At 68.8% G+C, this 11,875-nt stretch carries 9 protein-coding genes; 2 read left to right on the top strand and 7 right to left on the bottom strand.

What is annotated here, in order from left to right; all coding sequences use genetic code 11:
* Positions 1-68 precede the first annotated feature (68 nt).
* Positions 69-1,415: a diguanylate cyclase domain-containing protein gene (locus LBW94_RS21950; protein ID WP_225052883.1), complete on the bottom strand. Its 1,347-nt coding sequence runs from the start codon at positions 1,413-1,415 to the stop codon at positions 69-71.
* 278 nt (positions 1,416-1,693) lie between these two features.
* Between LBW94_RS21950 and uvrA the strand changes: the two genes are divergently transcribed.
* Positions 1,694-4,672: an excinuclease ABC subunit UvrA gene (gene uvrA / locus LBW94_RS21945; protein ID WP_225052881.1), complete on the top strand. Its 2,979-nt coding sequence runs from the start codon at positions 1,694-1,696 to the stop codon at positions 4,670-4,672.
* A 198-nt stretch (positions 4,673-4,870) separates the two neighbouring features.
* Here the strand turns inward: uvrA and LBW94_RS21940 are convergent, their stop codons facing one another.
* The 3 genes from LBW94_RS21940 to LBW94_RS21930 all read right to left on the bottom strand — a co-directional run bounded on the left by LBW94_RS21940 (position 4,871) and on the right by LBW94_RS21930 (position 8,562).
* Positions 4,871-5,320, bottom strand: coding sequence for an SCP2 sterol-binding domain-containing protein (locus tag LBW94_RS21940; protein WP_225052880.1), 450 nt, complete (start codon positions 5,318-5,320; stop codon positions 4,871-4,873).
* A 395-nt stretch (positions 5,321-5,715) separates the two neighbouring features.
* Positions 5,716-6,876: an alpha-hydroxy-acid oxidizing protein gene (locus tag LBW94_RS21935; RefSeq protein WP_225052877.1), complete on the bottom strand. Its 1,161-nt coding sequence runs from the start codon at positions 6,874-6,876 to the stop codon at positions 5,716-5,718.
* Positions 6,877-7,134: 258 nt separating this feature from the next.
* Positions 7,135-8,562 (bottom strand): MFS transporter, encoded by a 1,428-nt coding sequence (locus LBW94_RS21930; protein WP_225052875.1) that lies wholly within the window; start codon positions 8,560-8,562, stop codon positions 7,135-7,137.
* Positions 8,563-8,636: 74 nt separating this feature from the next.
* On the opposite strand from LBW94_RS21930, the gene LBW94_RS21925 reads away from it, so the two are divergent.
* Entirely contained in the window at positions 8,637-9,089 is a 453-nt protein-coding gene (locus LBW94_RS21925) for a MarR family winged helix-turn-helix transcriptional regulator (RefSeq protein WP_225052873.1), read from the top strand.
* A gap of 355 nt (positions 9,090-9,444) precedes the next feature.
* On the opposite strand, the gene LBW94_RS21920 is transcribed toward LBW94_RS21925, so the two are convergent.
* From LBW94_RS21920 to LBW94_RS21910, 3 genes are read right to left on the bottom strand one after another with little or no spacing between them, the layout of a single operon-like run.
* Positions 9,445-10,140, bottom strand: coding sequence for an alpha/beta fold hydrolase (locus LBW94_RS21920; RefSeq protein WP_225052871.1), 696 nt, complete (start codon positions 10,138-10,140; stop codon positions 9,445-9,447).
* A 52-nt stretch (positions 10,141-10,192) separates the two neighbouring features.
* Positions 10,193-11,488 carry a hypothetical protein gene (locus LBW94_RS21915; protein ID WP_225052869.1) on the bottom strand — a complete coding sequence of 432 codons (1,296 nt, stop codon included), beginning with the start codon at positions 11,486-11,488 and terminating at the stop codon, positions 10,193-10,195.
* Positions 11,485-11,709: a hypothetical protein gene (locus tag LBW94_RS21910; protein ID WP_225052867.1), complete on the bottom strand. Its 225-nt coding sequence runs from the start codon at positions 11,707-11,709 to the stop codon at positions 11,485-11,487. Before LBW94_RS21910 ends, LBW94_RS21915 begins: the two co-directional genes overlap by 4 nt.
* Positions 11,710-11,875: the final 166 nt, after the last annotated feature.

Genomic DNA, 11,875 nt, shown 5'->3' with positions numbered 1-11,875 from the left:
GGATATTTCCGGCAGCGCTGTAGGCGCAGGTGAGCGGGTTGCCCGGCGCCGGTCGGCGAGGCACCGGATCAGGAGGCGTGGGTGGTGTTCGGCCGCCGGGACAGGCTGTCGCTCTCCCGGCGGGCCGCCGGTTTCGCGCGGTACATGGCCAGATCGGCGTCGTGCAGCACGGCCTCCGGCGACCGCGTCTCGGCGACGCCGAGTTCGGTGATGCCGATGGTGGCGTCGACCCGGATGCGATGCCCGCGGGCGATGATCGGCTCGGCCATCGTGCGGCGCAACCGGCCGACGAGGGACTCCAGATCTTCCGCCCGCACCTGCCCGGACAACAGCACCAGGAATTCGTCGCCCCCGATGCGGCCGAGCGTGTCCTCCTCCCGCAACCCGCGCTGCAGGCGCTGCGCCGCGATCTGCAGCACCGTATCGCCGACCGCGTGTCCGAGCGTGTCGTTGATCTTCTTGAAGCCGTCCAGGTCGATGAACAGCACCGCCGCGACCGGCTTCTCCCCGCTGGTACCCAGCGCGGCGGCCAGCCGGGCCAGCACCAGCGACCGGTTGGCCAGCCCGGTCAGCGGGTCGTGGGTGGCCTGGAATTCCAGCTGTTTCCGGCTGGCCCGCTGGTCGGTGATGTCGTTGAACGAGCACACCGCGGGGGAGTCCGGATCGTCGGCGATGAGGCGGCGGGCCGATACCGAGATCCAGCGGCGCTGCCCGTCGGTGCGGTCCACGCCGAAGATGTAGTCGCTGATCGGTTCGCCGGTCGCAATCGTGTGGAACACGGGATACCGCGACAGCGGCAGCGGCTGCCCGTTCATGTCGAGGAACTGCATCGGCAGGGTGAGAATGGACACGCCGACCAGATCTTGGCCCTCGTTGCCGAAGATGCGTGTCGCCGCCGGATTGACCGATTCGATCCGGCCGTTGCGGTCGATCACGCACACACCCTCTTCGAGCTGCTCCACCACGGCGGTGAAGTACATCTCGGCACGGCGCTGGGCGGCCTCGGCACGCCGTTGCGCGCTCATGTCGTAGATGACCACCTGATAGGCCGGGCGGCCCTGCCAGACGGTCAGCACCCCGACGACCTCGGTGTCGACGATGCCGCCGTCGAGACGCACCGCCCGCACGCCCGCTCGTTCCGAGGTGTCGCCGGTGTCCCGCAGCGCTCCCAGCCGTTTCACCATGGCCGGGATGTCGACCGGGTCGATGAAATCCGTCACCAACCGGCCGATCAGCTCGTCGATCGCGGTGGCACCCAGCAGCCGCGCGGCGGCCGGATTCGCGAAGACGACACGTTTGCCGTCGTGCATGATCAGGGCCGTCGGGCTGTGCTCGATGAGATCGCGATACAACAATGCGAGTTGTGCGACGTCGGAGGGGCCTTCGATCCGGCCGTCCTCGTCGTCGTGGACCACGTGCACCTCCCGTCCGTCGGAGACTCACGCCACTGGCTGACCATGCGAATCGCTACCGAGGTTCCGTCGGCCTACGATCGTCGATCATTACAGGTGGGCGGTTCGCGCGGCAACGTTGCCGACGCTGTTCACACCGTACTCGGAGATTCGGATCACCCCTCGCGGTGCCTGGTGTGACCTGGACGAATCGGTCACCCCGGGTTTTTGTCGGTGGGTGTGCCTAGCATGGCGGCGGGTTAGTTCTGATTGCCGATACACGAGTGAGAAGGGACGGGCTGGTGGCGGATCGCCTGACGGTGCGCGGAGCGCGGGAGCACAACCTCAAGGGGGTCGATCTCGACCTGCCCCGCGACAGTCTCATCGTGTTCACCGGGTTGTCCGGATCCGGCAAGTCCAGCCTGGCCTTCGACACCATCTTCGCCGAGGGCCAGCGCCGCTACGTCGAGTCGCTGTCGGCCTACGCGCGGCAGTTCCTGGGCCAGATGGACAAGCCCGATGTCGACTTCATCGAGGGCCTGTCGCCGGCGGTGTCGATCGACCAGAAGTCCACCAACCGCAACCCGCGGTCGACGGTGGGCACCATCACCGAGGTCTACGACTACCTGCGCCTGCTCTACGCGCGGGCGGGCACCCCGCACTGCCCGGTCTGCGGCGAGCTGATCGCCAAGCAGAGCCCGCAGCAGATCGTCGACCAGGTGCTGGCCATGCCCGAGGGCACCAAGTTCCAGGTGCTGGCCCCGGTGGTGCGCACCCGCAAGGGCGAATTCGTCGACCTGTTCGACCAGCTCAACGGCCAGGGCTACTCCCGCGTCCGCGTCGACGGGGTGGTGCACCAGCTCACCGATCCGCCGAAGCTGAAGAAGCAGGAGAAGCACGACATCGAGGTGGTGATCGACCGCCTCACCGTGAAGCCGAGCTCCAAGCAGCGGCTCACCGACTCCATCGAGACGGCGCTGCGGCTGGCCGACGGCATCGTGGTGCTCGACTTCGTCGACCGCGAGGAGCACGCGCACGACCGGGAGCGGCGGTTCTCCGAGAAGCTGGCCTGCCCCAACGGCCATCCGCTGGACATCGAAGATCTGGAACCGCGGTCGTTCTCGTTCAACTCGCCCTACGGCGCCTGCCCGGACTGCACCGGCCTCGGCATCCGCAAGGAGGTCGACCCGGACCTGGTGGTCCCCGATCCGGAACTGAGCCTGGCCGACGGCGCCATCGCGCCCTGGTCCCGGGGGCAGACCGCCGAATACTTCCTCCGGCTGCTGTCCGGCCTGGCCGACGCGCTGGGCTTCTCGGTCGACACCCCGTGGCGGGAGCTGTCGCCGAAGGTGCGCAAGGCGGTGCTGGAGGGCAGTTCCGAACAGGTGCACGTGTCGTACACCAACCGGTACGGCCGCAAGCGTTCCTACTACGCCGATTTCGAGGGCGTCATGCCCTTCCTGCAACGGCGGCTCGACAACACCGAGTCCGAGCAGATGAAGGAGCACTACGACGGCTACATGCGGGACGTCCCGTGCCCGGTCTGCCACGGCGCCCGGCTGCGCCCGGAGATCCTCGCCGTCACGCTGAACAGCCAGGATGGCCGCAAATCCATCGCCTCCGTCTGTGATCTGTCCATTCGCGACTGCTCGCGCTTTCTCAACACCCTGGACCTGGGCGAACGCGAGGCGGCCATCGCCGGGCAGGTGCTCAAGGAGATCCAGGCGCGGCTGGGCTTCCTACTCGACGTGGGCCTGGAATATCTGACCCTGTCGCGCGCCGCGGCCACCCTGTCCGGCGGTGAGGCGCAACGCATCCGGCTGGCCACCCAGATCGGTTCCGGCCTGGTCGGCGTGCTCTACGTGCTCGACGAGCCGTCCATCGGCCTGCACCAGCGCGACAACCGCCGTCTCATCGAAACCCTCACCCGCCTCAAGAATCTCGGCAACACCCTGATCGTCGTCGAGCACGACGAGGACACCATCCACGCCTCCGACTGGGTGGTCGACATCGGCCCGCTGGCCGGTGAGCACGGCGGCCAGGTGGTCTACAGCGGCCCGTACCCCGGCCTGCTCGCCGACCCGAATTCGCTGACCGGCGCCTACCTTTCGGGTCGCGAGCGCATCGAGGTGCCGCTGGTGCGGCGTCCGGTCGACAAGAAGCGCCAGCTCACCGTCGTCGGCGCGAACGAGCACAACCTGCGCGACATCACCGTCAACTTCCCCTTGGGTGTGCTCAGCGCCGTCACCGGCGTCTCCGGCTCCGGCAAATCCACCCTGGTCAACGACATCCTGGCCACCGTGCTCGCGAACAAACTCAACGGCGCCCGCCAGGTGCCCGGCCGGCACACCCGCATCAACGGCCTGGACCATCTGGACAAGCTGGTACAGGTCGACCAGTCCCCGATCGGCCGTACCCCGCGCTCCAACCCGGCCACCTACACCGGCGTCTTCGACAAGATCCGCACCCTGTTCGCGGCGACCACCGAGGCGAAGGTGCGCGGCTACCAGCCCGGCCGCTTCTCGTTCAACGTGAAGGGCGGCCGCTGCGAAGCCTGTTCGGGCGACGGCACTCTCAAGATCGAGATGAACTTCCTGCCCGACGTGTACGTCCCCTGTGAGGTCTGCCGCGGTGCCCGCTACAACCGCGAGACCCTCGAGGTCCACTACAAGGGCAAGACCATCGCCGAGGTGCTAGACATGCCCATCGAGGAGGCCGCCGGATTCTTCGAACCGGTCACCTCGATCCATCGCTACCTGAAGACCTTGGTCGACGTCGGCCTCGGCTACGTCCGCCTCGGCCAGAGCGCCCCCACCCTCTCCGGCGGTGAGGCCCAGCGCGTCAAGCTGGCGGCCGAACTCCAGAAGCGCTCCACCGGCCGCACGGCCTACATTCTCGACGAGCCCACCACCGGCCTGCATTTCGAGGACATCCGCAAACTCCTCGCCGTCATCAACGGCTTGGTCGACAAGGGCAATACGGTCATCGTCATCGAACACAACCTGGACGTGATCAAGACCTCCGACTGGGTGATCGACATGGGCCCCGAGGGCGGCTCCGGCGGCGGCACCGTCGTCGCCGAGGGCAGCCCGGAGGAGGTGGCCGCCGTCCCCGGGAGCTACACCGGCCAATTCCTCTGCACTGCCCTCACCGCTGCCGCTCCGGCGCCGGCGAAGCCCGCCGCCAAGAAGACCACCAGGAAGGCCGCTCCCAAGAAACCGGCCGAGGCCGACCCCAAACGCGCCGCCGCGGCCCGCCGCCGAGCCGCTGCCCTGCGCTGAGCAGCCCACCGCCACACGCCCAGGATCGCGAGCTGCGGTGCCACGCTGAATTCGCCGAGCCGGACGGCGATTTCCTGTCCGTCCCATGCCGGGCGGAACCGTTGATCGTGTCTCGATCGCGTGCGGCAGCGGAACGCCGAAGATCCAGGGCCGTAGCGGAGCGCAGGTGCCGGAAGTCAGCAGGCCCGGCCGCACTTGCTACGTGGTGATGGCTGCGACGGGGTCATGGAGTCGGGCGACCAACTCTCGAACGAGGAGAGGCGCAGCGCTCGGATCACCGTCGATTCGCAGCCGACCGTCGGCCGCCGCAATCTGACGGTGGCGTCGAGCGGCAGCGATGGCCTCGGGGTCGTCTGCCCAGACCCGCCGGGAGAGTTCGTGATGGGTGGTGTAATCGGCGGTGATGCGGATGTCGGCGTCATCGACGGAGCCGCTGCCGACGTGGAGTTCGCCCAGGCGGATGCGGATGAACCAGCTCAGCGTTCCGGTGGAAGTGTCCGCTCGGCCGGCCGGCGGGTTCGTCAGATCCTCGCAGATGCAGTAGTCGAGTGAATCCAGGTCGTGACCTTTCAGAAGATCCACGATGATCGACTCGACGGCCTCGAGCCACTCTGGGCTCACGTATTCGAACGTGCTGGTGGGCGCCATCTTTCGGATGGTTTCACGGATCCGGGGTCCGGTCTTGTGGTGAGTTGGGTGGGTCCGGGCGGGATCCTGCGAACATTTCCGAGGCTACGGCGTTCGCGCGATGATCGGTTGTCATCTGCGATGGGCGGGAATCCGCTGTCGCCATAATCGAATTCGTTCACTACCTTGCTGTTCGTGATGAACTCGTCGCGAAAGCGGCGTCGTTGTCCGGTGAACTTTTCGCCGGAGCATGAACCGGACCGGCTGCGGGATTCCCGTTGCACCGCAGGCGGTTCGGAGTGGGCACGCGCCGAGTGGTAGCCCCGGGTCGACACCCGCGCGTAGCCGTTCGGCGCGTGGTTCGTTTCCGGGCCGTCGCGTGCCGAGCGGTTGCCCGGGGACCGGACGATAGTTGGTCAGCGGACGCGGCGGAGGGTGTCCGGGGTGAGGTCGGCGAGGGTGGGGTAGCCGTCGACGGCCATGATCAGGTCGGCCTCGGCCAGCAGGGAGCGGAGAACGTGGACGATGCCGTCGGCGCCGGCGAGGGCGGCGCCGTAGACGTACGGGCGGCCGATGCCGACGGCGGTGGCGCCGAGGGCGAGGGCCTTGACGATGTCGGCGCCGCTGCGGATGCCGGAGTCGAACAGGACGGGCAGGCCGTCCGCGGCGGCGACCACCTCGGGCAGCACGTCTAGTGCGGGCAGGCCGCCGTTGGCCTGGCGGCCGCCGTGATTGGAGCAATAGATGGCGTCGACACCGGAATCCTTGGCGCGCCGGGCATCCTCGGGATGGCAGATGCCCTTCACGATCAGGGGCAGATCGGTGAGTGACCGCAGCCAGGGCAGATCGCTCCAGGTGAGCGGGTTGCCGAAGGTCTGGATCCAGCGCAGCACCGCGCCGCGCGGGTCCTCCTCGGGGGTCTTGTCCAGGCTCGCACGGAACACCGGGTCGCTGGTGTAGTTGGCCAGACAGTGGCCGCGGAGCTGGGGGAAGTTGCTGGCGCCCAGGTCGCGGGGACGCCAGCCGGTGATCCAGGTGTCGAGGGTGACCACGATGCCCTGGAATCCGGCCTGCTCGGCGCGGCGCACCAGGCTGGCCGCCAGATCCCGATCCTTCGGCGTGTACAGCTGGAAAAAGCCCGGGGTGTCGCCGAATTCGGCGGCGACCTGTTCCATCGGGTCGACCGTCAGGGTGGAGGCGACCATCGGGACGCCGGTGCGGGCCGCGGCGCGCGCGGTGGCCAGGTCGCCGTGGCCGTCCTGGGTGCACAGCCCGATCACACCTACCGGCGCCAGGAACACCGGCGAGGGTAGCGTCAGCCCGAACAGCTCGATCGACATGTCCCGTTCGGCTGCGCCGACGAACATCCGCGGCATCAGTCCCCAGCGCTCGAACGCGGTGACGTTCGCATTCTGGGTCCGCTCGTCGCCCGCGCCACCGGCGACATAGGACAACACCGACGGCGGCAGCGCCTGCCGGGCACGTTCCTCCCAGCCGGCGTAACTCATCGGCAGTGTCGGCTGTATCCCGACCAGACCGGCGAAATAGATCTCGTTCTGGAAATCGGCAAAGGCCACTGCTCTGTCCCTTCTCGGCACGGTCGGTGCGAGATTCTGCCAAATCGCCCAGCGTCGTGGTCGTCAACCGCAAGGGTGTCGCGACAGGAACACGTGGCGGACTGCTTCTCGCCCAGAACGGCATCGCGGGCGTTGTCAACCGTAGGCCATCGCGGGTGTCGTCAACCGTGGGGCATCGCGGCGTCGTCAACCCTGGGGGTGGCGGCTGTCGTCAACCGTGGGGTGCTGGGTGTCGTGGGTGTGGCGCGGTGGGTGTCGTCAACCGCGGGGACGTTGCGGGAGGAACAGCCCAGCGGCGGCGAGTACCACCCCGATTCCCGCCGCCACCAGGAACACGAGGTCGTACCCCGCGGCCAGGGCGGCAGGCGCACCGGACCCGGCCGATTCGGAGCCGGCGACCGTGACCAGGACCGCCAGCGCCACCGCCCCGCCGATCTGGCTCGACGTATTGGCCAGCCCACCGGCGATTCCGGCGTCCTCGGCAGGCGCGTCGGCCGTCGCCACCGCCATGAGGGTGGGAAATGTCAGGCCGAGCCCGACTGCGACGAGCAGCGTCGGGCCGAATACGGCTGCGAGATAACCACTTCCGGACCCGGCCCGGGCGAGCCACCCGAATCCGGCCAGGAAGCAACCGCCCCCGGCTGCCACCAGCACCCGCGCACCGACGCGCGGCAGCAGCCCGGCGGCCCATCGCGCGACCACCACGAAGGCCACCGACGCCGGTGTCTGCCCCAGCCCCGACCGCAACGCACCGAATCCGAGCACATTCTGGAGCAGCAGCGAGGTGAAATACCACATCGCGATCGGAATTCCGCCGAACAGCAGCAACATCCCATTGCCCGCCGCGACCGCCCGAATTCCGAACAGCCGCAACGGCATCAGCGGCCGGGTTGCGAAACGTCCCTCCACCACGAGGAATACGGCGAGCAGCAGCACCCCTGCCCCGATGATGCCGAGCACTCGCGCGGACGACCATCCGTACGCACCACTCCGGACCACTCCGAAGACCAGCGCACTGGCGCCCGCAGTCCCGGTCACCGCGCCGATCGGGTCCAGCCGTGCGAGCCGGTCGACGGTGGTCCCGGACAGCGCCACCATTGCCACCGCGATCAGCACCACCCCGATCGGCACATTGATCAGGAAGATCCATCGCCACGACAGCGCGCCGGTGAGCGCCCCTCCCGCAACGGCCCCCGCCATCCCACCGGCCCCACCCGCGGCCGACCACGCACCCAGCGCCCGTGCTCGTGCAGGCCCCGCCGGGAAACGGGTATTGACCACCGCCAATGTCGCCGGGGCCAGAAACGCCGCCCCCGCGCCCTGCGCCACCCGCGCCGCCACCAGCACCCCCGCACCGGTCGCCAGCCCGCCGACCAGGCTCGCGCCGGAAAACACGAACAGCCCGGCAGTGAGCATCCGCCGCTGCCCGAACAGATCACCGGCTCGCCCACCCGACAGCATGAGCCCCGCGAACGCGAGCAGATACCCGTTGACCACCCAGGCCAGCCCGGTAGCGGAGAATCCGAGATCCCGCTGGATCGACGGCAACGCGACATTCACCACCGACGCGTCGAGGATCACCATGAACTGCCCGGCGCACGCCAGCGCCAGCACCAGCCGGTCGGCCGCGCCCCGCCCACCGATCCAGCGGTGGGACAAGGGTTTCGCCATCGATTCGGTCGCCACGAGCACTCCTGGAGACGAGAAGAATAGTTACGTGCATAATGTTATGTGCGTAACCAATTTGTCAAGGGAGCCCCGTGGACTTCGATCGAGCGGACGCCATCAACCAGGCCATTCGCCTCCTGAGCCTGCGCCACCGCGCGCGAGCCGCCACCCTGCTGGCCCCCCTCGGCCTGCACCCCGGCCAGGAGGCCCTCCTCCTGGAACTGGCCCGTACCGGCCCCATGATCCAGGCGCAACTGAGCGAGGCGCTGGGCTGCGAACCCCCCAGCGTCACCCTGATGACCCGCAAACTCGAAGCCTCCGGTCACCTCCGCCGAACTCCCGACCCCTCCGACAAACGCGCCAGCATCGTCGAACTCACCGACACCGGCCGAGCCCTCGCCGGCGAGGTCAAACAACTCTGGTGCGCCCTGGCGGAAGAAACCGTCACCGGCCTACCCGACCGAACTGTCGCCGAACTCCCCGCCCTCCTGCAGACCCTGACCGCCAACGTCGACACCCGCCGCCCCCGCCGCCCCACGAAATAGACTGCCCCCAAACTGTTCCGACTCACAACTGCGCGCCCAGCACCTGCCGGAGCACCCATCCGACCCACATCGCGGCAGCCACGCCGCCGAGGCCGCTGGCTGCCGCGCAACAGGATTCGCTGTTGACCCGCATGATCGCGGCGGAGGGAGGAGCTTCACGGGTGAGTGGCCTCGGCTGCGAGAGGCTGCGGTGGAACACCGAACAGTCTGTCGCGCTGAGGATCCCGATCGGCGGTTCGGTAGGGCCGGGACGGGCGCGGGAACTCGGCGTGTCGCCACGGTCCGCGAGTGGCAGGTGGTGGCGCTGCTCGGCGTAGGGCGGCGGGTCGCGTGTGCCGATTGCTGCCGCGCCGCCCTACTGTTTCGCGGCGGTGTGGATCAGTTCGGCGAGTTCGGTGGGGCGGGACCACATGGGCCAGTGGCCGGTGTGGAGGTCTATGAAGGTGGCGTCGAGGTGGGGGAGTTCGGAGAAGATGGGGGCGGTGCCGGTGAGGGCGTGGATCTGTTCGGCGGGGAAACTGCAACAGATCAGGGTGGTGGGGATCGTGCGGCCGGCGGGGGAGTCGCTGAGCGGCAACGGGGTTCGGGCGATGGTGGCGGGTTGGGAGACCGCGCGGGATCGGAAGCGTTGCAGGGTGAGTTCGTCCAGGCCCGCCAGGCTGTTGCCCGCGGCCTCCAGTTCGGGCCAGTCGGGGAGGGGGAGTTCGCGGGTGTCGGGCGACAGGTCGGGGTCGAGTACGAAACCGGGTGGCAGGGGGCCCGAGTCGACGTAGATCGCGTGCGAGAAGTTCTGGGGCGCAATGTCGCTCGCGAGATAGGCGGGGGCCGCGCCGCCGGAGTGCGAGACCAGCACCGTGGGGACCGGCGCGGCCGCGACGATGGCGGCGGCCTGCTCGGCCACGGTGGTGTCGAGGCGGTGCGGGGCATCGGGGTCGAGACCGGGCAGCGTCAGGGCCGTCACCTCGTGGCCGTGATCACGTAGACGGCCGGCCACGGCATCCCATGCCCAGGCGCCGAGCCAGAATCCGGGAATCAGCAGTATGTGAGCCATGAGGCGGATCATCGCATCGGGCACCGACAGGAATCGGCTCGAGTGGCGGGAATCAGCCGAGTTTCCAGGTGTCCTCCGGGCCGCGGTGGCGGCCCATCCGGCGCCGCCGGAAGAAGACCTCCTCCATCGACATGGGTTGTGCGGCAGCGGTGATCGCGGCCAGCCGGTTGTCCATCTGGTACTCGTGGATATGGCGTTGCAACCCGGCCTGACGTTCGGGTGACAGGGTCGCCCACACCGCGCCGAACCGGTTCTGCACATCGGTGTCGGCCACGGCCACCAGCCGCAGCAGCGAGGGCCACAGCTCGGTCTCGGTGGCGTGGGTGGGCAGTTCCCGGATCGTGTCGTCCGGCAGTTCGGAGATCCAGCGGGCGACGTAGCGCCGGGTGTCGACATCCATCCGCATGGCGAGTTCGCCGAGGCCGCGCCAACTGTCGGCGCGGCTGTTGGCGGCCAGGGCCCCCACCAGGGCGGGCAGGACCGCACCGTCGTAGAGCACCGGATTACCGGCCAGTTTGCGCAGCGCGGCGGGGCTGAGCCGGCCGGTGAAGGTCAGCAGTTCCGCGCCGGCGCCCCCACGCACCGCGGCGCCGATCAGCGCGCCGATACCGGCGGCGGGTGCGAGGTCGAACAGGATGTCGCCCACGGCCGTCACCACGTCCGGTTCGCAGCGGGAGAACACCGTGATCGCCGCCGCTTGCAGATCGGGCGGGCCCTTCAGGACCGAATGCACCATCCGGGGGATGCGCCCGGTGGCGCCGTTCAGGAAGTGCCGCACGATAGTGCTGACCGCGCTCCCGGAGTACGCGAAGGCGGCGGAGAAGATCAGCCCGGCGTCGTCGGGCACGCCGCGTTCGACGGCCTCGATCAGATCCGGGGTGGCGTAGGCGAGGAACGGCCCGGCGGTGACGTAGTCCCGGCGGCGCAGCATCTCGTTGACCACGTCGATGATCGGCTCGGTCGGCGCGATGTCGGCGAGCTGCCCGATCGCGCGCGGGTCCATGTAGGGCGCGCACTCGGCGGCGTACTGCGGGTGCAGCATCGCCATCGTCTCGGCGGCCTTGCGCGGGTGGTCGATACCGACCGCACCGGCCGCGCGCCCGGTCAGCAGCGGCGGCACCAGTCGCTGCACCAACGGCAGCGAGATGGTCAGCGGGATCACCGGGACCAACCGGCTGATGCGTGCGAACGCGTCGTCGTGGTGCTCGAACAGCGCCGCGGCCATGCGCTGCTGCAATTCGTGTAGATGGTCCGGCCCCAGCCGTTCCAGGTGGGCCAGCCGCTCCGGAGCCACGTGCAGGGTGCGCGCCAGCAGGATGATCTGGGCGCGGGTGACCAGGCTGCTCATCGATCCAGCGCGTGGCCGAACATGATCCGCTTCGTCGTCGGGCCCAGCGGCCAGGGTAGCGCGTGCACCATCCGATCCACCGCTTCGGACAGCGCGGTGACCTCGTGCCGCCGGGCGCCCTCGAACAGCCGCAGTAGATCAGCGCTCTCGGACTCCGTGAGGAAGTCGAGAGCGGAAACCGGGCCGTGCAGTGCCTCTTCGAGCTCGCGTCGGGCAGTCATGGTGCTCCTGGATCGGGTACTCCTTCGCCAGCTCCTATTACCCCTCGAATCGGCCTGCGAATCCTGGCATTCGCTCAAATATGTACGCCGGCCAGCCTTTCCGGGGTGCGAATTGGCAGTCGCCACCAAGAGTGGCCCGATCTCGACGATTCCGCCACTCCCGAGT

The sequence above is a fragment of the Nocardia sp. alder85J genome (assembly GCF_020176955.2).
Taxonomy (GTDB): Bacteria; Actinomycetota; Actinomycetes; order Mycobacteriales; family Mycobacteriaceae; genus Nocardia.
The sequence above is the reverse complement of the archived record's forward strand: the minus strand, read 5'-3'. Positions and strand labels throughout refer to the sequence as shown.

Coding starts and splice junctions, on each gene's coding strand:
- LBW94_RS21940 (WP_225052880.1), bottom strand. CDS start 5,320: ATGGCGCCCACCAGCACGTTCGAATACGTGAGCCCAGAGTGGCTCGAG.
- LBW94_RS21920 (WP_225052871.1), bottom strand. CDS start 10,140: ATGGCTCACATACTGCTGATTCCCGGATTCTGGCTCGGCGCCTGGGCA.
- LBW94_RS21915 (WP_225052869.1), bottom strand. CDS start 11,488: ATGAGCAGCCTGGTCACCCGCGCCCAGATCATCCTGCTGGCGCGCACC.
- LBW94_RS21910 (WP_225052867.1), bottom strand. CDS start 11,709: ATGACTGCCCGACGCGAGCTCGAAGAGGCACTGCACGGCCCGGTTTCC.